21 protein-coding genes and 1 pseudogene are annotated in these 21679 nt (G+C 66.7%); 7 read left to right on the forward strand and 15 right to left on the reverse strand.

Going from position 1 to position 21679, the window contains the following annotated elements:
- Positions 1 to 12: 12 nt before the first annotated feature.
- Both V9L20_RS17150 and V9L20_RS17155 read right to left on the reverse strand, forming a co-directional pair.
- Positions 13 to 621, reverse strand: coding sequence for an alpha-ketoglutarate-dependent dioxygenase AlkB (locus V9L20_RS17150; protein ID WP_337297523.1), 609 nt, complete (start codon positions 619 to 621; stop codon positions 13 to 15).
- Positions 608 to 2896 (reverse strand): helicase C-terminal domain-containing protein, encoded by a 2289-nt coding sequence (locus V9L20_RS17155; protein ID WP_337297610.1) that lies wholly within the window; start codon positions 2894 to 2896, stop codon positions 608 to 610. The genes V9L20_RS17150 and V9L20_RS17155 overlap by 14 nt, the downstream gene beginning before the upstream one ends.
- Before the next feature lie 214 nt (positions 2897 to 3110).
- Between V9L20_RS17155 and V9L20_RS17160 the strand changes: the two genes are divergently transcribed.
- The 5 genes from V9L20_RS17160 (at position 3111) to V9L20_RS17180 (ending at position 9728) form a co-directional block, all read left to right on the forward strand.
- Positions 3111 to 6617 carry a response regulator gene (locus V9L20_RS17160; protein ID WP_337297524.1) on the forward strand — a complete coding sequence of 1169 codons (3507 nt, stop codon included), beginning with the start codon at positions 3111 to 3113 and terminating at the stop codon, positions 6615 to 6617.
- A 47-nt stretch (positions 6618 to 6664) separates the two neighbouring features.
- Positions 6665 to 7480, forward strand: a complete 816-nt coding sequence (locus V9L20_RS17165; protein ID WP_337297525.1) for a CheR family methyltransferase — start codon at positions 6665 to 6667, stop codon at positions 7478 to 7480.
- Positions 7477 to 8082, forward strand: coding sequence for a chemotaxis protein CheB (locus tag V9L20_RS17170; protein WP_258506410.1), 606 nt, complete (start codon positions 7477 to 7479; stop codon positions 8080 to 8082). Before V9L20_RS17165 ends, V9L20_RS17170 begins: the two co-directional genes overlap by 4 nt.
- On the forward strand, positions 8072 to 9292 hold the full coding sequence (locus V9L20_RS17175) for a hybrid sensor histidine kinase/response regulator (RefSeq protein ID WP_337297526.1): 1221 nt from the start codon (positions 8072 to 8074) through the stop codon (positions 9290 to 9292). Before V9L20_RS17170 ends, V9L20_RS17175 begins: the two co-directional genes overlap by 11 nt.
- A gap of 76 nt (positions 9293 to 9368) precedes the next feature.
- The gene (locus tag V9L20_RS17180) at positions 9369 to 9728 is read left to right on the forward strand and encodes a response regulator (protein WP_258506412.1); all 360 of its coding nucleotides are present in this window, start codon (positions 9369 to 9371) and stop codon (positions 9726 to 9728) included.
- A 4-nt stretch (positions 9729 to 9732) separates the two neighbouring features.
- On the opposite strand, the gene V9L20_RS17185 is transcribed toward V9L20_RS17180, so the two are convergent.
- On the reverse strand, positions 9733 to 10680 hold the full coding sequence (locus V9L20_RS17185; RefSeq protein ID WP_337297527.1) for an adenylate/guanylate cyclase domain-containing protein: 948 nt from the start codon (positions 10678 to 10680) through the stop codon (positions 9733 to 9735).
- A 372-nt stretch (positions 10681 to 11052) separates the two neighbouring features.
- On the opposite strand from V9L20_RS17185, the gene V9L20_RS17190 reads away from it, so the two are divergent.
- Positions 11053 to 11316 carry a hypothetical protein gene (locus tag V9L20_RS17190; protein WP_337297528.1) on the forward strand — a complete coding sequence of 88 codons (264 nt, stop codon included), beginning with the start codon at positions 11053 to 11055 and terminating at the stop codon, positions 11314 to 11316.
- 19 nt (positions 11317 to 11335) lie between these two features.
- Here the strand turns inward: V9L20_RS17190 and V9L20_RS17195 are convergent, their stop codons facing one another.
- From V9L20_RS17195 to V9L20_RS17230, 8 genes are all read right to left on the reverse strand, one after another.
- Positions 11336 to 12298 (reverse strand): LD-carboxypeptidase, encoded by a 963-nt coding sequence (locus V9L20_RS17195; protein WP_337297529.1) that lies wholly within the window; start codon positions 12296 to 12298, stop codon positions 11336 to 11338.
- On the reverse strand, positions 12295 to 13419 hold the full coding sequence (tadA, locus tag V9L20_RS17200; protein WP_337297530.1) for a tRNA adenosine(34) deaminase TadA: 1125 nt from the start codon (positions 13417 to 13419) through the stop codon (positions 12295 to 12297). The genes V9L20_RS17195 and tadA overlap by 4 nt, the downstream gene beginning before the upstream one ends.
- A complete protein-coding gene (locus tag V9L20_RS17205; protein ID WP_337297531.1) occupies positions 13409 to 13645 on the reverse strand; it encodes a hypothetical protein in 237 nt (78 codons plus the stop codon). The genes tadA and V9L20_RS17205 overlap by 11 nt, the downstream gene beginning before the upstream one ends.
- 1 nt (position 13646) lies before the next feature.
- A complete protein-coding gene (locus tag V9L20_RS17210; protein ID WP_337297532.1) occupies positions 13647 to 14291 on the reverse strand; it encodes an FMN-binding negative transcriptional regulator in 645 nt (214 codons plus the stop codon).
- 45 nt (positions 14292 to 14336) lie between these two features.
- Positions 14337 to 15035, reverse strand: coding sequence for an ankyrin repeat domain-containing protein (locus V9L20_RS17215; protein ID WP_337297611.1), 699 nt, complete (start codon positions 15033 to 15035; stop codon positions 14337 to 14339).
- A 2-nt stretch (positions 15036 to 15037) separates the two neighbouring features.
- Positions 15038 to 15541, reverse strand: coding sequence for a GlcG/HbpS family heme-binding protein (locus tag V9L20_RS17220; RefSeq protein ID WP_337297533.1), 504 nt, complete (start codon positions 15539 to 15541; stop codon positions 15038 to 15040).
- A gap of 136 nt (positions 15542 to 15677) precedes the next feature.
- On the reverse strand, positions 15678 to 16316 hold the full coding sequence (locus V9L20_RS17225) for a response regulator transcription factor (RefSeq protein ID WP_337297534.1): 639 nt from the start codon (positions 16314 to 16316) through the stop codon (positions 15678 to 15680).
- A complete protein-coding gene (locus V9L20_RS17230) occupies positions 16313 to 17815 on the reverse strand; it encodes a sensor histidine kinase (protein ID WP_337297535.1) in 1503 nt (500 codons plus the stop codon). Before V9L20_RS17230 ends, V9L20_RS17225 begins: the two co-directional genes overlap by 4 nt.
- Before the next feature lie 62 nt (positions 17816 to 17877).
- Between V9L20_RS17230 and V9L20_RS17235 the strand changes: the two are divergent.
- Positions 17878 to 18953 (forward strand): annotated as a pseudogene (locus tag V9L20_RS17235) (DUF72 domain-containing protein).
- Positions 18954 to 18957: 4 nt separating this feature from the next.
- Here V9L20_RS17235 and V9L20_RS17240 read toward each other — a convergent pair.
- The 4 genes from V9L20_RS17240 to V9L20_RS17255 all read right to left on the reverse strand — a co-directional run bounded on the left by V9L20_RS17240 (position 18958) and on the right by V9L20_RS17255 (position 21645).
- On the reverse strand, positions 18958 to 19449 hold the full coding sequence (locus V9L20_RS17240; RefSeq protein ID WP_337297536.1) for a RidA family protein: 492 nt from the start codon (positions 19447 to 19449) through the stop codon (positions 18958 to 18960).
- Between the two features lie 110 nt (positions 19450 to 19559).
- Positions 19560 to 19880 carry a non-heme iron oxygenase ferredoxin subunit gene (locus tag V9L20_RS17245; protein ID WP_337297537.1) on the reverse strand — a complete coding sequence of 107 codons (321 nt, stop codon included), beginning with the start codon at positions 19878 to 19880 and terminating at the stop codon, positions 19560 to 19562.
- Between the two features lie 29 nt (positions 19881 to 19909).
- A complete protein-coding gene (locus V9L20_RS17250; RefSeq protein ID WP_337297538.1) occupies positions 19910 to 20389 on the reverse strand; it encodes an aromatic-ring-hydroxylating dioxygenase subunit beta in 480 nt (159 codons plus the stop codon).
- A complete protein-coding gene (locus V9L20_RS17255; protein ID WP_258506443.1) occupies positions 20386 to 21645 on the reverse strand; it encodes an aromatic ring-hydroxylating dioxygenase subunit alpha in 1260 nt (419 codons plus the stop codon). The genes V9L20_RS17250 and V9L20_RS17255 overlap by 4 nt, the downstream gene beginning before the upstream one ends.
- Between the last annotated feature and the right edge of the window lie 34 nt (positions 21646 to 21679).

Consider the following 21679-nt stretch of genomic DNA (forward strand, 5'->3'; position numbering starts at 1 on the left):
CCGCGCGAGATGTCATGTGCGCCGCCGCGTGCGCATGGTGATCGAATAGCGCAGCGTCTCGGTGGGCGCAATGGCGTGCTGCCATGCCCAGCGCGCTTCGCCGCGCAGCATGTAGATGGAGCGCGGCTCCATCAGCAGCTCGAGGCCCGGAGGTGCGCTGGCGCTGGCCGGTGGATAGGGCCGCAGTTGCATCACGGCATCGCCGAGCAGCGAAACACCGACGATGTCTTCAAAGTCGGGCACGTCGCGATGCCAGCCGAGCGGCGTCCCAGGTCGGTATTCGGCCACCAGCATGTGGGCGAAATCCTCGGGCGCCATGCCCATCCATTCGGCCACCCTGGCCCTCAGCGGGTGGAACACCTCCGGCATTGCGGCGCCGGGCTTCAAGCGATGGTTGGCAAAGTCGTAGCTGCCACCAAAGCTGATGCCGCGGCGGCGCGCTGTGTATTCCTTGTAGCGCATCTCCCGCAGCTCGAAGCCCTGCACGATGCGCAGCAGCTCCTCTTCCTCGGCGCGCGTGAGAAATTCGTGCTCGTACCGCAGGCCTTCGATCGCGGCCGCCGGCACCTCGCCGAACAGGTCGGGCTCGTCGGCCAGCTGGATGCGCCTAGCGGATCGCATCGAAGCCTCCCCATTCGTCTCTGGCACGCGCCGGGCCGCCCAGTTGCAGTTCCCACCAGGGCGGCAGCAACTGACGGATTTCGGCGCGTGCAAACCGGTCGTCCAGCAGATGCAGCACGCCGCGATCCTGCTCGGTGCGAATGACCCGGCCGGCCGCCTGCACCACCTTTTGCAGGCCGGGGTAGAGATAGGTGTACTCGTAGCCCTTGCCGAAGCGCGCCTGCATGCGCTCGCGCGTGATCTCGTTCAGGGCGTTGTATTGCGGCAAGCCCAGGCTCGCGACAAAGGCGCCGATGAGCCGGCTTCCGGGCAAGTCGATGCCTTCGCCGAACGCGCCGCCGAGCACGGCAAAGCCGATGCCCTGCCCGCCTTCTTCGAAGCGAGCCACAAAGTCGCGCCGCTCGGCCTCGGCCATGCCGCGGGTCTGCGCCCACACCGGCACGCCGGGGTGCCTGGCCAGGAAAGCCGCGCAGGCCTTTTCAAGGTAGTCGAAGCTGCTGAAGAACGCGAGGTAGTTGCCCGGCAGGCGCTCGAACTGCGCGCCGATGATTTCGGCCACGCTGCGCAGCGAACCCGCGCGGTCGCGGAACCGGGTCGACACGTTCATGGCCACTTCCACCCGCAGCTGCCGGCTGCAGAAAGGCGACGCCACGTCGAGCAAGGCCGTGTCCGCCGGCAGCCCGAGCGCGTCGCGGTAGAACTCGAAAGGCGACAAGGTGCCGGAGAAGCAGGTGACCGATGCGGCATCGGCAAACCTCGGTTCGAGGAACGGTGCGGGCACCAGGTTGCGAATGGCCAGGCTGCGCTGCTGCTGGTCTTGCGCGGGTCCCAGCGTTCGCTCGAAAACCGAATGGTCGCCGAACGATTCAGCCAGCCGGGCGAACTGCAGCGCGTCGAAGAAGAAGCGCTGCAGCGGGCCCTGCAGGGCCTCCGGCGTGGCGGCGAAGTACTCGCCCATGGCCATGTTGGCCGCCTGCAGGGCGCGTGCAAAGCGCTCGGGCACCTCGTCGACAACGTCATAGGGGTCGGTCTGCGATTGCTGCACCGTGTCCCACTCGCGGTAGAGCCGGGCGAGCGGGCCGCGCACCGCGGCAGGCGCCGCGCGGTGGGCTTCTTCGAGCGCCGGGCCGTCGAGCTGTGCGGTGTACATGCCGCGTGCGCGCTCCAGCAGGTTGTGCGCCTCGTCGACCAGCACGGCCGCGCGCCACTCGGCGTCTTTCATGGTGGCAAAGAGAAAGGCGCTGCCGTCGAAGTAGTAGTTGTAGTCGCCCACGATCACGTCGCACCAGTGCGCCATTTCCTGCGCGAGGAAATAGGGGCACACGGTATGCGCCAGCGCAATGTGCCGCAGCGCCTGCCGGTCGAGCCGTGCGGTGCGCGCGGCCTCCTCTCGCGCGGCGGGCAGGCGGTCGTAGAAGCCTTTGGCGAGCGGGCATGAATCGCCGTTGCAGGCCCGGTCGGGGTATTCGCACACCTTCTCGCGCGCGGTGAGCTCGAGCACGCGCACCTGTGCGCAGTCTTTGCCCAGCAAGCGCAGCGCGTCCAGCGCCACGGCGCGGCCGGAGGTCTTGGCGGTAAGAAAGAAGATCTTGTCGATCTTTTGCGCGGCCCGGGCCTTGAGCAGCGGAAAGATGGTGGCCAGCGTCTTGCCGATGCCGGTGGGCGCCTGCGCCATGAGGCAGCGCCCGTTCACGCCGGCGCGGTATACCGCCTCGGCCAGTTCCCGCTGGCCCGCGCGGAACGTGCCGTGCGGAAATTCGAGCCGGCCGAGCGCGCCATCGAGCGCGGCATGGTGGGTCGCTTCGGCCTCGGCCCACGCGCTGTAGCATGCGCACAGGCGCTCGAAATGCGCCTGCAGCGCGGCCCGTTCGTGCTGCTCTTCGAGAACGGTTTCGTCGCCGGTGGCGAGGTCGAGGTACACCAGCGCGACGGTGATGCGCTCGTAGCCATGCATTTCGCACAGCATCCAGCCGTAGGTGCGTGCCTGTGCCCAATGCAGCGCCCGGTGGTTGCCGCGGATGGCGTCGAAGTCGCCGCGGAAGGTCTTGATTTCTTCGACGCGGCGTTCGCGCGGGTCATGCCCGTCGGCACGGCCGCGCACCTTGAGTGCGCCCCAGTGCGAGACCAGCGCCACCTCGCTCTGGTAGCCGTCGCCGCGCCGGCCCTGCACCAGCGCGTGGCCGGCCATGCCCTCGAGCGCGCTGGGCGCGGGCACAAAACGCAGGTCGAGGTCGCCCTCCTTGGCCGCGAAGGCGCACAGCGCCTTGACGGACACCGTGCGCTCGCCGGGCGGATCGATTACCCCGTTCTGCAGCTTGATCGAAGGCTTCGCTGTCACTTGGCTGGCACTGTATGAAACAACAGTATAACTGCGAGCCCCAGCTGGCGCACCGCATTTGCCGCACAGGAGCGTCTCGGGGCCTTCTCCGACACAAAGGACCTCGGACTTGGGCAAAACTAGAAAAGTTTTGCTTACAAATCTTGCCCGAATGAAAACTCCGACCGCGATCGACCCCGATGATTTCGACCGCCTGCTGAGCCGCAACCTGAAACTGCCGCTGCTGGGCGGCCTGATCGGCGCACTGGTGTTCGTCGGCCTGATCGTCTTTCTGCTGTCGACCATTGGTGCGGTCGAGCACTCCGACCGCGTCACGCGCAGCGCCAGCGAGCTGCAGCGGCGCAGCATCGACATGGAAACCGGCCTGCGCGGTTTTCTCATTACCGGGGACGAGAGCTTTCTGGAGCCCTACCAAACCGCCCTGCCCAGGATCAAGGGCGACATCGACGCGCTCGGCAAGCTGGTTTCGGACAACCGCCAGCAGCATGAGCGGCTCGAACGCATCGCCGCGCTCCAGCAGGACTGGAATGAATACGCCCGCGGCCTGATCGCCGTGCGCAAGGGCGGCTCCGATTACCAGCAGGCGGTGCGGCAAGGCCGCGGCAAGCAGCTGAGCGACGCCATGCGGGCGGAGTTTGCCGGCTTCATCGAGACCGAACAGGGCTTGCGTTTCCAGCGCAGCGAGCAGGCCAATCGCACGAGTTGGCTGGTGGTGGGCACGTTCCTGCTGTTCACGCTGCTGTTCACCGGCCTGGTGGCGTACTTCGGCCGGCGTCAGCTGGTGCGGCTCTCGAACAGCTACGACGTGGTGCTGCAGGAGCAAGCCGCGCATGCCGAGCGGCTGGCACAGCAGGCGTGGCTGCGAAGTGCGCAAACCGAGTTGGTGGGCGAACTGGTGGGCGAACTGAGCGCCAACGACCTGGGCCGCAAGGTCCTGGCCTTTTGCTCGCGGCACCTGGGCAGCGCGGTGGGTGCGCTGTACGTTCGCGAGCGGGACGGGTCGCTGCGCCGCGCGGCGAGCTACGGCTTCTCGATGGAGGCGGAGGCTTCGCCACAAGTGTTCTCCCCCACCCAGAGCCTGCTCGGCCAGGCCGCGGCGGAGCGGCGCCGCATGCTCGTCGAGCCGATCCAAGCCGACTACCTGAAGGTCAATTCGGGCCTGGGCGAAATGGCGCCCTCGGCCGTGCTGCTGATGCCGGTGTCGAGCAACGGCGTGGTCAACGGCGTGGTCGAGCTCGGCCTTCCGGCCGCGCCCGATTCGCGCGCCAACGACCTGCTCGACCTGGTGGGCGAAGACATCGGCGATTCGCTGGCCGCGGCCCGCTACCGCGAACAGTTGCAGGACGCGCTGGCCGAAACGCAGCAGCTGAACGAAGAGCTGCAGGTGCAGCAGGAAGAACTGCGCACCGCCAACGAGGAGCTCGAGGAACAGTCGCGCGCGCTGCGGGCTTCGCAGGCCATGCTGGAGAACCAGCAGGCCGAGCTGGAGCAGACCAACAGCCAGCTTTCGGAGCGCACCGAGGCGCTGGACCAGCGCAACGCCGCCTTGCGCCGCGTGCAGCGCGACCTGGAAGACCGGGCCGACGAACTGCAGCGGGCAAGCCGCTACAAGTCGGAGTTTCTGGCGAACATGTCGCACGAGCTGCGCACGCCGCTCAACAGTGCGCTCATCCTGGCCAAGCTGCTTGGCGACAACCCGCAGGGCAACCTGAGCCCCGAGCAGGTGAAGTTCGCCGAATCGATCTATTCGTCGGGCAACGACCTGCTGACGCTCATCAACGACATCCTCGACATCTCGAAGGTCGAGGCGGGCAAGCTGGAGATCGTGGTCGAGAACGTGGCGCTCGACAAACTCGCGCAGAGCCTGGAAAGCACCTTCAAGCCACTGGCCGGCGAAAAGCGGTTGGCCTTCAGGTTGGAGATGCGCCCGGGCACACCGCCCCTGCTGGTAACCGACCGGCACCGGGTCGAGCAGATCCTGAAGAACCTGCTCTCCAATGCGATCAAGTTCACCGACAGCGGCGAGGTGGCGCTGGTGGTTTCCGCCGCGCCGGACGGCGGCGCGGTCTTCGCGGTTTCCGATTCCGGCATCGGCATTGCACCCGACCAGCAAGCGCTGATCTTCGAAGCCTTTCACCAGGCCGATGGCACGACCAGCCGCCGCTTTGGCGGCACGGGCCTGGGCCTTTCGATTTCGCGCGACCTCACGCGGCTGCTGGGGGGCACGCTCGCGGTGCAAAGCCAGCCCGGCCAGGGCAGCACCTTCACGCTGCAGTTGCCGGCCGTGGCGCCGCAAGGGCTGGAAGCGCCGGCTCCAGCCCCGGTTCCGGCCACACCGCCTGCGGCGCTGGCCCCCTCTTCGACCTTTCCCACCTCTTTCACCGGGCATGCGCTGCCCGCGCCGCCGGCACCTGGGGGCGCCGTACCGCCACCGCTTTTTGCCGACGACCGCGAGCTGCCGCGCGACCAGGTGCGCCGGGTGCTCGTGATCGAGGACGAGCCGCAGTTCGCGCACATCCTCTACGACCTGGCGCACGAGCTCGGCTACCGCTGCCTGGTGGCGCATGGTGCTGCGGACGGCTTCGAGCTGGCCCAGCAATTCTTGCCCGACGCGATCCTGCTCGACATGCGCCTGCCCGACAGCACCGGGCTGGACGTGCTGCAGCGGCTGAAGGATTCGCCGAAGACGCGCCACATTCCGATTCATGTGGTGTCGGCCGCCGACAACGCGCAGGCCGCTGCGCTGCACATGGGCGCCATCGGCTACGCGCAGAAGCCGGCCACCCGCGCCGAACTGATGCAGGTGTTCGCCCGGCTGGAGGAAAAGCTCACGCAGAAGGTCAAGACCGTGCTGCTGGTCGAAGACGACGCGCTGCAGCGCGAGAGCGTGATACGGCTCATCGGCGACGAAGACATCGAGATCATTGCCGTGGGCTCCGGCGGAGAGGCGCTCGAGCTTCTGCGCAAGCGGGTGTTCGACTGCATGATCACCGACCTGCACCTGCCCGACATGCAGGGCGGCGAGTTGCTCAAGCAGATGGCGGCGGAAGAAATCGTCTCGTTTCCGCCGGTGATCGTCTACACCGGGCGCAATCTCACGCGCGACGAAGAAGCCGAGCTGCAGCGCTATTCACGCTCGATCATCATCAAGGGCGCCCGGTCGCCCGAGCGGCTGCTCGACGAGGTCACGCTGTTCCTGCACAAGGTGGAAGCCGAGCTTTCCAGCGAGCGCCAGGGCATGCTCAAGGCCGCGCGCGGGCGCGACCGCATCTTCGAGGGCCGCACCATCCTGCTGGTGGACGACGACGTGCGCAATATCTTCGCGCTGACGAGCGCGCTGGAGCAGCGCGGCGCGGCGGTCGAGATCGGCCGCAACGGCCGCGAGGCGCTCGAGAAGCTCGCCCAGGTGCGCGAGATCGACCTGGTGCTGATGGACGTGATGATGCCGGAGATGGACGGCCTGGAAGCCACGCGCCGCCTGCGCGCCGACCCGCGCTTCGACAAGCTGCCCGTGATTGCCATTACCGCCAAGGCCATGAAGGACGACCGCGAGCAGTGCCTGGCCGCCGGCGCCAGCGACTACCTGGCCAAGCCTGTGGATTTGGAGCGCCTGTTCTCGCTCTTGCGCGTGTGGTTGCCGAAAATGGAGCGGCTGTGACCTCCACCGTCCCGCCCTCGCCGCTGCCAGCCTCCCCGCCCTCCCCGTTGAGCAACACGGAGATCGAGCTGAGGCTGCTGATGGAGGCCATCTACCTCAAGTACAGCTACGACTTCCGCAACTACACGGTGGCATCGCAAAAGCGGCGCGTGCTGCATGCGCTCGCGCAGCTCGGGCTGCCGAGCATTTCGGCGCTGCAGGAAAAAGTGCTGCGCGACCCGGCGCTGTTCGGCCGGCTGCTGCAGTACCTGACGATTCCCGTGAGCGAGATGTTCCGCGACCCGGCCTACTTTCTTGCGCTGCGCCAGCATGTGGTGCCCATCCTGCACACCTATCCCTCGGTGAAGGTGTGGGTGGCAGGCTGCAGCACCGGCGAAGAAGTGTTTTCGCTCGCCATCCTGCTGCGCGAAGAAGGCCTGCTTTCGCGCACGCAGATCTACGCGACCGACATCAACCCGGCTTCGCTCGAAAAGGCGCGGCAGGGCATCTTTCCGATCGAGGCGGTTCGCGGGTACACGGCCAACTACCAGCGCGCGGGCGGGCGGAGTTCTTTCTCCGACTACTACACGGCCGCCTACGAGGCCGCCCGCTTCGACCCATCGCTGTGCGCCGACGTCATCTTTGCCGATCACAGCCTGGCCACCGACAGCGTGTTTGCCGAGACGCAGCTGGTGTCTTGCCGCAACGTGCTCATCTATTTCAACCGCGAGCTGCAAGACCGCGCGCTGGGCCTCTTTCATGAGTCGCTCTGCCACCGCGGCTTTCTCGGGCTGGGCTCCAAGGAGAGCATCGACTTTTCGAGTTACTCGCAGCGTTTCGATGCGCATTCGAAGCCGGAGCGCATCTACCGCAAGGCCACATGAAGCTGACCGCACCCCCAACCCCGGGCCGGCGCGTCGAGGCCGTGGTGCTCGGCGCATCCGCCGGCGGCATCGAGGCGTTGTTCACGCTGCTGAATGGGCTTCCGGCATCGTGGAAGCTCCCGGTCGTGATCGTGTTGCACGTGCCCGAAAACCACGAAAGCCACCTGGCGCAGATCTTTGCCGATCGCCTGCACCTGCCCGTGCACGAGGCGGCGGACAAGATGCCGCTCGCGGCCGGCAATGTGTATTTCGCACCGCCGGGCTATCACCTGTCGATCGAGCGCGATCGGCGCTTTTCGCTCAGCTGCGAGCCGCCGGTGCATTTTTCGCGACCCTCGATCGACGTGCTGATGAGTTCCGCCGCCGACGCCTACGGCCCCGCGCTCGCCGGCATGCTGCTGACCGGCGCAAACGAAGACGGCGCCGAGGGCCTCCAGCGTATTCACCAGGCCGGCGGCATCACCGCCGTTCAGGACCCCAACGAAGCCCAGATTTCCATCATGCCCCAAGCGGCCATTGCCTTGCATTTTCCCGATCACGTGCTGCCCCTGCGCGAGCTCCGCGCATTGCTCTTGCAACTGGAGTCCACCCATGCCCATTGACGTCGAAAGCAAGCTGCTGATCGTCGATGACCTGCCGGAAAACCTTCTTGCGCTGGAGGCCCTGATTCGCGGCCCCGGGCGCGCGGTGTACCGCGCGACTTCGGCCGAGGAAGCCCTTGCGCTGCTGCTCGACCACGAGTTTGCGCTGGCCATTCTCGATGTGCAGATGCCCGGCATGAACGGCTTCGAACTGGCCGAGCTCATGCGCGGCACCGAGCGCACGCGGCACATTCCCATCATCTTCGTGAGCGCGGCGGGCCGCGAACTCAACTACGCCTTCCAGGGCTACGAAAGCGGCGCGGTCGACTTCCTGCACAAGCCGCTCGATCCGCATGCGGTCACGAGCAAGGTCAACGTGTTCGTCGACCTGCACCGCCACCGCAAGGCGCTGGGCCAGGAGATGGAAAAGCTGGCTGCCGCCAACCACAAGCAGGAACAACTGGTGCAGCAGCTGCGGCATGCGCAGCGCGAGCTCGAGCGCGCGGTGCAGATGCGCGACGACTTCATGTCGATGGTTTCGCATGAGCTGCGCACGCCGCTGAACACGCTCTATCTCGAAACGCAGTTGCGGCAGCTGCATGTGGCCAAGGGCAACCTGGAGTCCTTTGCCGCGGACCGGCTGCCCGCGATGATCGAACGCGACCAGCGGCAGATACGCAACATGGTGCGGCTGATCGACGACATGCTCGACGTGACGCGCATGCGGCGCGATGCGCTCTCGATACAGCCGAAGCCGGTGGACCTTGCCGCCCTTGCGCGAACCGTGGTGGAGGGCCTGCGCCAGCAGGCCGAGGCCGCCGGCTCGGAGATCGCGCTCGAGGCGCCGCGCGAACTGCGGGGCGTGTGGGACGAGTTCCGCATCGAACAGGTGCTGACCAACCTGCTGACCAACGCACTGCGCTACGGCCGCGGCAAGCCGGTCGAAATGGTGCTCGGCCGGGTTGGCGGCACCGCGCACATCACGGTGCGCGACCAGGGCATCGGCATTGCACCTGAAGACCAGCAACGCATCTTCGAGCAGTTCGAACGCACGGACGACAGCCGCAAGCACGCGTCCGGCCTGGGCCTGGGCCTGTACATCACGCGCAAGATCGTGTGCCTGCACAACGGCCGCATCGAGGTGGAGAGCACGCCGGGCGAAGGGGCGCTGTTCCGGGTCGAACTGCCGCTGGAATCCGTCGCCCGGACTGCGGCGCAAGCGGAAGCGTAGGCGCCTTCCTACTGCACACCTTGCGTTTGACCGGGATACTGCGTGGTTCGCCCAAGCTGATTGAAAGCGTGCCACCGTGAATGTGCTGATCGTCGACGACAACCAGGCCGCCGCAGACCTGCTGCAGGAACTGCTGACCTTGCAGGACCATACCGCCCGCTGCACCTACACCGCGCAGCAGGCGATGGATGCGGCCAAGGCCGAGCACTTCGATGCGGCGCTCATCGACCTGACCCTGCCCGATTTTCCGGGTGCCGAGGTGGCGCGGCGGCTGCGCTCGGAGGCTGCGGAAGGCGCCCCGCGGCTGCTGGTCGCTATTTCAGGCTTTTCAGCGGAAGACGCCGCCGGCGCCTCGGCGCAGGACCTGTTCGACCACCATCTTCAGAAGCCGATCGACTTCGGCCAGCTCGCCGCAATTCTTTCGGCGCCGCAGTAGTTTTTCAGCGCCGGGCGGCGCCCGGCGACAGCAGCATTTCGGTACCGGCCGTCTTGAAGGCGATGGTGGGCGCGGTGAAATCGCTCAGCGATGCACCCAGGCCGATCTCTCCGCTGCCATGCAGCACGCATTCTTCGCGGCGCAGCGCAATCTCGTTGCTCGGCCCGCCGTTGCCGTGAAACCGCACCCAGGTGCCGTAGGTGCTGAGATCGGTCAGCACGCAACTGCCTTGCCGCAGCTCGATGCGCGCATGCAGCCGTGAAACGCGTGGATCGGTGACCACGAATTGCGCGTCATTCACACGGCCCAGGTGAATCGGCAACTCTTCAGTGCGAAACATGGAGCGCACGTCGAGCCACGCGAGCTCGATCTGGCCGAAGGAGGAGTCGGGCAGGCGCATGGGCATGAGCGCGGCCGGCACGGTCAGGAACGAGGTCACCTCCTCCTGCCAGTCGATGCGGTGAACGGCCGACATTTCGCTGCGGCCCCGAATGGTGATGAGGCCCAGGTCGCGATGCCGCACGCCCACTTCGCGCAACTGCGAAATCACGGCGTCGGTGGCCCAGATCTGCCCGGGTCCCGCCAGGTCGCTGAGCCGGGAAGCCAGGTTGACCGCATCGCCAAAGCAGTCGCCCTCCACCTCGAGCACTTCGCCGCTTGCCACGCCGATCTGCAGCGCCATGCGCAGCGGCGCCGGCCAGGCCACCAGGCGCTTCTGGTGGTAGCGCTGCAACTCGATGACCGCATGCGTGGCCGCGGCGGCGTGCGAGAAGATGGCAAAAACGCCGTCGCCCAGCGACTTAACCACCCTGCCGCCGTGCGCCTGGCAGATGCTGCCAATCCATTGGGTGAGCCGCGTCACCGTTTCGGTGGCGCGCGCGTTTCCCATGGCTTCAAAGACCCGGGAGCTCCCGGTCAGGTCAGCGAAAACGACTGTGGAATTGGCATCCATGCTGTTGGGAGAACTCGATGGCAACAGTTGCTGATGCCCACACATTAACGGCCAGTTGGCGGATCGACGCTTGGGACGAACCTGTTAACCCCATTTATGCGTTTTGAACTTGTTAGGCCATTCGCTAGATGACATTAATTTTTACAACTTTCGTAGTCAAACGCCAACGACCACTTCAATTGAAGCGTAAAGTTTGTTGTTTACAAACAAGAAACACTGTTTCAGAACTTGTTAATCGCCCGACTGAGGCTTAAGGTAGCAACCGTCCTTGCTTCCGGCAATACGCTTTTAGTCCTCATGCTGACTTTTCGTCGCTTTTTTCGCTTCTTCGGAATTCCCGGTTTCGGGTCTCCCCGGATGGGAGAAAACCAGTTGGGAAGAATTCGTTCGGCCATGCTTTCGGTGCTGCAGGCGCACGGCGGCCATTCGGTACAGCGCGTTGCGCAGCGCGTGCGGTTTGCGACCGATGTGGAGTCGCTCTGGTATTTGCGCCAGGACGTGATGGTGGCGCTCAGCGCCATCGATGGCGAAGCGGCAGCCCGCCGCCAGATGAAGGCCATCAACAGCATGTTCGAGGGCGGCCTGCCGGGCTCGATGGGCCCGCGCGTGCACCAGCGCTTTACGCAGCACCAATAGCGGCGCCGGCACCGGGCGGTCAATGCGCGTGGTCGTGCGCGTGATGCGCATCGTGGCCATGCGCGTGCCTGTGCCCCCAGACCATGAACACATCCCGCCCCTCGGCGGCAAGTTCCACCTTGGCCCCCACGGGCAGCAGCACCTTGGTCTGCACGTGTCCGAAGGGCAGCCCCGTGAGCACCGGCACCTTGAGCGCCGCGCGCAGCCGGTCGACCACTGAATCGAAACCGAACCCGCGGTCATAGCCCGGCACCTTGCGCATGCCGGTGAACTGCCCGAACACGATGGCGCGCTGCCTTGCCAGCACGCCGGCCATGCGCAGCTGGTCGAGCATGCGCTCGATGCGGTACGGGTGCTCGTTGGTGTCTTCGATGAAGAGCACGCCTTTATCCACCTGCGGGAAATAAGGCGTTCCGAGCAGGCTGATGAGCACGCAAAGGTTGCCGCCCCACAGGGTGGCGTCATGCACGGGCTTGATCTTCAGCCCGGCGTCGCGCACGGGCATGCGCCAGCCGGTGCCTTCGCCCTGCCCGCTGACCAGGTCGTCGAAGCAGGCTTCCATGATGTCGTCGGCGCCGCCCTCGGCACCGAAGTCTTCGCCCACCGCAGGGCCGGCCCACGTGACGGCGCCGGTCTTGACGTACAGCGCGTTCTGCAGGGCCGTGAAGTCGCTCAGGCCCACGAATTCGGTTCCGCGCTGGATCGCCTTGGCCACGGCCTTGTAGGGAATGGCGTCGAGGATACGCGTGAGGCCATAGCCGCCGCGCGCAATCAATGCAATGTCGGCCCCGCTGGCGGCAGCGCGGCTGATCGAGGCGAGCCGTGTCGCGTCGTCGCCGGCAAAACGCTGGTGCACTGCGAGCGCGGCCTCGTCGACTTCGACTTCATAGCCCAGCGCCTTGAGTCTTGCCACGCCGCGCCGGAACGCGGCCTTGTCGCGGATCGCGCTGGAGGGGGAATAGATGTAGATGTGTTTGGTCACGCCGCCGAGTATCCCATTGCGTTGCGAGCCTTCTGTGCGAGCGACGCGGCCTGCTCGGCACTCGGACCCGATGACGAAGCAATGGGCCCGAGCGCGCGCAGCGCGGCCTGGTAGCCACGGTCCGGGAACGGCGCGCGCCATGCATTGCCCACCGGCTCGCCGGCATCGGGTGCAAGGAGCACGGCCGTGAACCGCTCGGGTCTGGCAGTCTGCAGCAACGCCGCGAGCCCGGTGCCTGCGGCGCTGTGCACCAGCACCATCGGCTCGGCCGGCATGCGGTCGAGCCATTCGCTCAGCACCTGGCAGTGCCATTGAAGCGTGTGCACCGCTTCGCGCTTGGGCTTGTCGCTTTTGCCGAAGCCGATGAGGTCCGGCACCAGCGTGCGCAGCCTCGGCGCACCCACGAGATGGCGAAAGAAGTAGCCCCATTCGCCGGGGCCATGGAGGCACAGGCAACAGGCTGTCTGCGCGGCGCTCGGGCCTTCGCCTTCGCTTTCGTCTATGTAGTGCATGCGCCAGCCTTGCAGGCTGGGCAGGTCCTGGACGTAGCGCGGCTCGAAGGCGTAGCCCTCCAGCGCATCGAAGCGCTCGGCCGGCGTGCGCAGTGCGTCATCGCGCAAGGGCTCGGCCTGCTCGCGCGCCGCATCGCGCCGCTCCTTGAAGAATTGCTGGAGCACGGCGCTGCATTCGGCTGCCAGCACACCGCCCTGCACCTGCGTGCGATGGTTCAGCCGGAGTTCCGCAAAAAGATCGACCACCGAACCGGCCGCGCCTGTCTTGGGATCGGCCGCGCCGAACACCACGCGCGCGAGCCGCGCATGCAGCATGGCGCCCGCGCACATGGCACACGGCTCGAGCGTGACGAAGAGTTCGCAGCCGTCCAGCCGGTAGTTGCCAAGCGCAGCGGCCGCGGCGCGCAGCGCGTTGATCTCGGCATGTGCGCTCGGGTCATGCTGCGCCACTGGCGTGTTGCGGCCGGTGGCGATGACCTGGCCGTTCTTCACCAGCACCGCACCCACGGGCACCTCGCCGGCTTCAGCGGCCCGGCGTGCCTCGTCCAGCGCCAGCGCCATCCAGTGCGCGTCGCCGGTCTGCGAAAGCTGTAGGGGCTCAGTTGTCATCCGGCATCTTGCGCGCTTGCGCCGCGGCGTCGAGCGCCTGGTTGACCTGGGTCTGAACCTGCTGCACTTGCGCCCGCGCATTGGCCGGCGCCTCGCCTGGCGCGGGTGATGCAGCGCCGGGCACCACCGACAACGCCGGGGCTGCAGTGGTGGCCAATTGCTTCTTCGCAAGCAGCCCGACGATCACCAGTGCCAGCACCAGGCCGAGCAATCCGAATATGCGCATCTCAGCTTCCTTGTGCCACCGGGGCTTCGCCCGTCATGCCAAGGCGCTCCATCCACACCGCGAGGGCCTTCTCGTCCGGTGTGCCGGCGCTGTAGACGGCGCGCATGGCGCCATGCGATTCGCGGCGGTGCTGGTTGAGCTTGAGCTTGCACTGCAGCGAGGTCACGCGCATTTCGAAGCCGACGATGCCGGCCAGCATCTTGAGTTGGAACTCCTCGCCCAAATCGCGCCACTGCTGCGCATAGGCGGGCTCATGGTCGCCAATGAGCTTCTTGAGCAGCGCATCCTTGTCGCCGGGCTCTTCGATCAGCCGGGCCTCGACGGTGCAATGCACCGCAAGATAGTTCCAGGTGGGCACCCGCGCCAGGTCGGGGTAGACCGAAGGCGACAGGTACGAATGCGGCCCCATGAAAGTGACGACCGCCTGCGGCCGCGCCTGCAGGTAGCGCCAGTGCGGGTTGGGCTTGGCGCAGTGGCCCAGCAGCACGAGCTGGTCGCCTTCGTGCTGCTCGGCCACGATGGGCAGGTGCGTGACGAACGGCAGCCCCTCGTCGTCATTGGAGATAAGGCTGGCGAACGGGTGTGCACGCATCAGCTCCAGCGCAATGGCCGGATCCTTGGCGTTGAACTGCGGGGGCATGTACATGGGGCGGTTTCCTCGTGGAGAGGCCCGATTGTCCCCCGAGCCGCCTTATCTTGAGCGCGGTGCCTCCAGCAGCTTCACCATCGCGGTGTAGCCGCGGGCCTTGGCAAGCTGCAGCGGCGTGTTGCCCTGGCGGTCGGTCAGCTGCAGGTTCGCACCGGCATCGACCAGCGCCGAGAGCGTGCGCTGGTGACGCAAACCGCCGTCGCCGAGCACGACGGCTTCGATTGCCGCCGTCCAGTGCAGGTTGTTGACATGGTCCAGCGGCGCGCCGGCTGCAATCAGTTGGCGTACCACTTCGTCGTGGCCCAGGTGCGCCGCCGCGATGAGTGCGGTGCCGTCATAGCGACTCGTCACCTGCTTTGCACTGGCGCCAAGCGACAGCAGCAGCGCCAGCGTCTGGACGTCATCGGCCACCGACGCGATGGTGACCGCGTCGTAGCGATCGTCTTCAAGCGCATCGAGTTTCGCGCCGGCCTTGGCGAGCAGCTTCACCGCTTCGCGCTGCCGCGCATGGGCGGCTACGTGCAAGGGCGTGCGGCCCCGCGCATCGCGTGCGTCCAGGTTGGCGCCGGAGGCAATCAGGCTCTTGAGTTTTGGCAGGTCGCCATGCCAGGCGGCCCGGTGCAGCCCTTCATAGGCCAGCACCTCGGCCGCTTGCGGCTGCACCTGGGCCTGCGCGCCAAGCACCGCGCCCATGCCGAGCGCGACCGCCAGAGCCCCGGACCAGATGCCGCGCTTCATCATCATCAACCCAGCAGGCCCTTGACCTTGTCCAGCGCGGCATTGGCGCACTGCTCGTCCAGATGGCCGCCAGGCGCACCGCCTACGCCCACGGCGCCGATCACTTCGTTGCCCGACTTCACCGGCACGCCGCCGCCCAGCAGCAGCACGCCCGGCAGGTAGACCAGGTTGGCGCCGGCCGGGTTCTTCTGCGAGCCCTCCATCATGGCCTGCGTTGCGTTCTTGGCCGATGCCGAGGTCCAGGCCTTGCGCTCGCTCGAAGCCAGCGTGTGCGGACCGGCGTTGTCGGCGCGCTGCACGGCACGCACGGTGCCGGCGCGGTCGACCACGGTGGCGGCCACGTTGTAGCCGTTGGCGGCGCAGGCAGCCACGGCTTCGGCCGCGATCTGGTTGGCCAGCGCAAGCGAGATGTTCTTTTCAGTGCGCACCGCGGGCGCGGCGGTCTGGGCCTGTACGGCGGATGCGGCAAGCAGGATGGCGAGGCCGCCAAGGCGAAGGGTGGAACGCATTTTTCGATTTCTCCAGTGGATGCGGGTGGTTGCGCCGGCGCGTTGCCGACAGCTGCGCCACTGTAGAAAACACCGGCCGCCGCGGCCATTCGTACGGCTACGCCCGGCGCTCCGTAGAACTACGGAGCGGCCGGGTTCAAGCGTCCCCGGCCACCAGCACGGCGTAGCGGCGAATCAGCTGCGCGAGCGAATCGCAGTCGAGCTTGGCAAACAGGTTGGCCCGGTGCGTCTCGACCGTGCGGGGCGACAGCGCCAGCATGCGCGCGATCTCCTTGTTGGTCAGCCCCTGCACGATGAAGGCGAGCACCTCGCGCTCGCGCTCCGACAACTGCGCCACCCGCTCGCGCGCGGCGTTGTCGGCCTGCGCGCGTTCGCGGGAGCGCACATGCTGGCGCACGGCGTGCTGCAGGGCTTCGAGCAATTGCTCGTCGTCCACCGGCTTCTCGAGAAACTCGGCCGCACCGGCCTTGAAGGCGCGGCGGCACATCTCGACGGTGCCGTGGCCGGTGAGCATGATCACGGGCTGGTCGACGCCCTGCGCCACCAGCCGGTCGAGCACGGTGAGCCCGCTGATGCCGGGCATGCGCACGTCGAGCACGATGGCGCCGACACTCGCGCGGTCGAAGTTGTCGATGAAGGCCTGCGGATCGGCCCAGCCTTGCACCCGCAGGCCCACTGTGCCAATCAAGAGCGAGAGGCTGTCGCGCACCGCCTGGTCGTCATCGATGAGATGAACGAGCGGCGACAACGGCGAATGCGGGGCCGTGCTGTTCATGCCGCACGCTCCTTGGTCGAGGCCGCCACCAGCGGCAGCAGCAGCGTGAAGCGCGCGCCGCGCGGCGTCGCATTGGCCGCGCTCAGGCTGCCGCCCATGCCGCTCGCCAGCGTTTCGCTGAGGCTCAGGCCAAGGCCCAAACCGCCTTCACGCGTGCTGAAGAAGGGCTCGAAAAGACGCGGCATGGCCTCGGGCGAAATGCCGCGCCCGTTGTCGGTCACGGTCAGCACGCCCTCCTGGCCGTTGCGGCCGACCGAAACCGCAAGACGCCGCTCGGACACGGGCACCAGGTCGAGCGCCTGCAAGGCGTTCATCAGCAGGTTGTGCACGATCTGCTCGAGCGCCACCGCCTCTGCCTGCACGCGCACTGGCGCCTGCGCGGTGGCGTCGAACTGGGCGGCAACGCCGCGTTGCGCGAACTCCGGCGCCAGCAGATGCATGGCGCTGCGCACCACCTCCTGCAGCACCAACGGCTTGACGTCGCCACCGGCCTCCGGGCGCTCGATCACGCGGCGCAGCCGGCCGACCACGCCGGCCGCGCGGCGCGCCTGCTCCACGGCCTGGCCCATGGCGTCTCGTGCCGCAGCAAGCTCGGGTGGATCGTCGTCCAGCAGCCGCCGCGCGGCCTGCGCGTTGGCCAGCACGGCCGTAAGCGGCTGGTTCAGCTCGTGCGCCAAGCCCGCGGAGAGTTCGCCCAGCGCATTGAGCCGCGCCACCTGGCCGAGGCGCAGCAGCTCTTCGGCACGGCGGCGCGCAATGCGCTGGCGCTGGGCGGTCCACAAGCCGGCGAGCAGCAACGCCACAGCCGCGGCCCAGCCTGCAATGCCGCGCCATGGCAGTTCGGCCCAGCCCACGCGGCGCTCGGCCGCAAGGTCGAAAGGCTGGCTCGGAGACGCGAGGGGTTTGGTGAGGCCGAAGCGCCAGCCGCCCGTATCCGCCGGGGCTGCATGCCCCGGCTGCAGGACAAACTGCTGCCCGCCCCGCTGCAGGCTTACGCGCACCGGACTTTGCTTGGGATTCATCGGCCAGTCGCGCCACGGCACCGAGCCGGCCAGGTCGATTTCGAGCGAATAGCTCACGGGCGTGGCGCCGATCACGAGTTGGTATCGGCCTTGCGCAAGATCGACGGCGGCCAGTTCGGCGCGTCGTTGGCTGCGCGACTGGGCTTCTGCTGCGGCCAAGGCGCCCGCATGCTTCTCGTCGGGCCAAGGTTCGTCCCCCGCGCGCCGCTGCACGCGCAGGATCGACGGATAGACCGAAGAGAGTCGCTGCTCCGGGCGATCTGCGCCGCTGCCGGTTTCAAGCAGCGCCAGCGTGGCCAGCACTGCGTCGTATTGCACCATCTGCTGGCTCATGAGGCGGTGCGCAATGCGCACGTCGGCTTCGAAAGCCTGCTGCAGCTGGGCCAGCTCTGCGCGCGCGAGCCACACCGCGCCCACGGCCGTAAGGGCCAGCCATGCCAGCCACCAGCCCACCTGCGTACGCAACCACTGTTTCATGGCGCGAATTGTGCCCGCCGCGGCAAGGCCGGCCGATGTTGGCCGAGAATGCGGCCCCAGACATGGCTGAAGTGCAGGACTCCCTTTTCCCCGATCTTCCGCGCCCACCCGAGGCGCCACCAGCGGCGCCGCAAGAGCCCGAGGCCGAGCCGCCCGCAAAGAAGAAACCACGCGGCGGCACTGTGGCGGCGATGGCGGCCGACCCGGCACTCATCGAGCTGGCCGCGGCGCTTCCGCCGGCGCTTCGGCTCGGTACCTCTTCATGGAGCTATCCGGGCTGGGCCAACCTGGTATGGGACGGCGAATACGCCGAATCGGTGCTCTCGAAAAACGGGCTCGCCGCGCTGGCGCAACACCCGCTCTTTCGCACCGTGAGCCTGGACCGCAACTTCTACCGCGCGCTTACGGCAAGCCAGTACGCGCGCTATGCGGCCATGGTGCCGGACGACTTTCGCTTTGTGGTGAAGGCGCCGAGCCTGGTGACCGACGCCACGGTGCGCGACGAGAGCGGCCGCGGCACGCAGGTGAATCCGGTGTTTCTGAACAGCGAGATCGCCATCCAGGAATTTGTGCAGCCCGCGCTCGAGGGCCTCGGCCACCGCATCGGTGCGCTGGTGTTCCAGCTGAGCCCGATTCCTTCGCAACTGCTGGCCGACCAGCCCGCACTGCTCACCCGCATCGGCGACATGCTGCAGGCCCTGCCCGGCTTGCAGCAGGCGGCCCCGGACGCGGTCATTGCCGTGGAGGTGCGCGACCCCCAACTGCTGTGCCCCGCCTTCGCCGACATGCTGCGCAGCACGGGCGCGACCTTCTGCATGGGCTGCACGCCAAGATGCCGCCCATCGAAGACCAGTTGCCGATGCTGCGCGCGCTGTGGCCAGGCCCATTGGTGTGCCGCTGGAACCTGCATCGCCGGCACGGCCGCTTCGGCTATGAAGATGCGGAAAAACTCTACGGGCCGTTCGACAAGATCGTCGACCCCGATCCGGAAACGCGCGCGGCTTTGGCCAAGGTGATTGCAGGCACCACTGGCGCAGGCCAGCGCGCCTATGTCACCGTGAGCAACAACGCCGAAGGGTGCGCGCCGCTCACGATCGCCGCGCTGGCGCGCGACATCGTCGACCTGCCGAAGCGCTAGCGCATCAACTGGCGGCGGGCCTGGCGACGACGGTCATCTCCAGCTCGACGCTTGCGTTCTTGGGCAACGCATACACCCCGACCGCCGTGCGCACATGCACGCCGTCATCACCGAACACGCGGTGCAGGAGCTCCGATGCGGCATCGGCCACTTCGCTCTGCTGCGTGAAGTCGGCGGTGCACTGCACGAACACACCCACGCGCAGCAGCTTGCCGATTTCGTCGAGCGAACCGAGCTCGCGCCGCAGCAGCGTGAGGCAGCGCAAGGTGCAGATTTGCGCCGCTTCGCGGGCCTTGCCGAGCGACACCTGGTCGCCCACGCGGCCGGTGACGACAACGGTGGTTCCCACGCGCGGCACCTGGCCGCTGGTGTAGAGGGTGTTTCCGTCGCGCACCACAGGGATGTAGTTGCCGCCGGCAACAAGCTCGCCTTCGAAGCTGTGGCCCAGCTCGGCGGCAATTCGGTCGGCAATCTGGTCTCGGGTCTGCGCGGTCATACGGTTTCCATGGTTCCATCAAACGATGGCCTCATTGTCGCCATCCGCGTTTGGCGCAACAGATACAGATTGCCCAGACCCGATGCGCAACAGACGGCTTGGCGGAGCGCCTACTGCTCGATGGCGAGGTACACCCGCCCGCCCTCGATCTTCACCGGATAGCTGCGCAGGTCCTCGGTGAGCGGCGCGCACATCGCCTTGCCGGTGCGCACATCGAAGCGACCCTGGTGCAGCGGGCATTCGATCTCGTGGCCCTCAAGGAATCCGTCGCAAAGTCGCGCGTGGCCGTGGGTGCAGATGTTGTCGGTCGCGTGAATGCCGCCTTTGGTGCCGTACAGGGCAATGTCCCTGCCCTGCACTTCGATGCCCACCACGTCGTCGGTGGGAACCTCGTCGACCGACGCCGCGTCGATCCATGTCACTGTGGTCATAGGTGGATGCCTTCGAAAACTTGGGGGGCTCAGATGGGATAGATGATCGAGTTGGGGATCATCTCGCTGTCGAACACGCAAAGACGTGTCGCGAACTTCAGTCCGTCAGGGGTCGCAACCACCGTGTCGATGTAGCGGCCGACGTTGAACACCGTCGAGACCTGGTCGAGCTTGGTGCGGAACACCGCGTAGTTGGCCTCGCTGTGGATCGTGCCGTCGGCATCGACCTTGTGCACCAGCGGCAGGCCTACCACGTGGCGCTGGTAGTACGGGTCGTGGAACAGCGTTTCCTTGATGCCGTAGACCCGGTCTTCGAGCATGCCCCGGCTCTCGAAAGACAGCGTGGCAAGCGGCAGCCCGCGCTCGTGGTTCTCGCGCGGCTGCAGCCTGTAGCTGCACTCGTCGATGAAGAACGCGGGCCACAAGTCCCACTGCCCCGAATCGACGGCATGCGCATAGGCCGCGTACAGGCGCGACAGTTCGAGGTAGGCGTTGGCGTCGAGGTTCATGCCGCCTCCATCACTTCGCGCCAGTAGCGGTACATGCCGCGGATCAGCGTTTCGGTGACCATGTGATCGGTGTTCTCGACCTCGCGTCCGCCCAGTTCGGCGAGCGTGCGGTGATACGGCTTCTGCTCGAAGCCCTCCTGCGAAAACTCGATCACCTCGCCGTCGTCGGCCGAGACAAAACCGGCCGGCCCGAACAGGTTGGCCTGTCGCAGGCGCCTCTGGGTCATCTCCTCGGTGTCGTCCTCGAAGCCGAAGTGCGTCCAGACGAAATCGAAGGCGTCGTGCCCCACGGGCTGTATGTGGCGCGTCGACACGCTGTTGACCTGCTGCTGCAGGATGAGGCTGGGAAACAGCGTCATCATTACCGCCGTGGGCCCGTTCCACCAGGGCTCGGGCACGATGTCCAGAAAGCGCGGGTCCTTGAGCTGCATGCTCTCCTTGAAGCTGGACACCTGCGTGACCTGTGCGGCCTTGCCCGCACTGCCGCGGGTGGAAATCATCGCGGCGTGGCGGCCACGCGAATCCATCTTGAGCTCCGACTTGTTGTCCGCACGCCAGAGCCCGAAGGTGACGAACCATGTGTGCAGGAGGCCCGGGTGGTATGGGTCCTTGATGTTCTCCTGCATCAGCTTCCAGTTGCCGGGAATGCGCTGGCGGTTGTAGCCGAGTATGGTGAGCTTGCGGCCGTCGAACAGGCGATCGAAGTAGCCAAGGATGTCGGGGCCGAGAAAGTCCTCGAAGGGCTCGATGTCGTGGTCGAACGATGCGAACACCACACCGCCGCGCGAGGCCACCTTGAGCTTGGTGAGGCCGTGCTCCTCGGTCTTGAAATCGGCCGGCATGCCGCCGTTGACCTTGCCGTCCTGCTTCACGCCGCGGCGAAATGGCACGCCCTGCAGGTCGCCCTTGAGCGTGTAGTTCCACTGGTGGTACGGACAGACGAACTCCTTTCTGTTGCCGTGGCGCTCGCGGCAGAACTGCATGCCGCGGTGGGCGCAGACGTTCTCGAACACGTGGATGGCGCCCGCTTCGTCGCGCGACATGACGACGGAGCGCTCGCCGATGGCCGTGCGCTTGAAGTCGCCCGGGTTCGGAATCTCGGCTTCCAGGCCCACGTAGCACCAGTGCTTTTCGTAGAAGAAGCGCTGCAGCTCCTTCTTGTGCAGCGCCTCGTCGGTGTAGGCCATGAAGGGAATGCGGCTGGTCTTTTCGCTTTCCCATCGCAGCTCGATCGGAAATACATCTTGCGTGCTCATCGCGGGTCTCCTTTTCTTGTCCGTCTGTCTCTGT

Origin of the sequence: Variovorax sp. CCNWLW225, from assembly GCF_037204045.1 — a bacterium.
Classification (GTDB): domain Bacteria; phylum Pseudomonadota; class Gammaproteobacteria; order Burkholderiales; family Burkholderiaceae_C; genus Variovorax.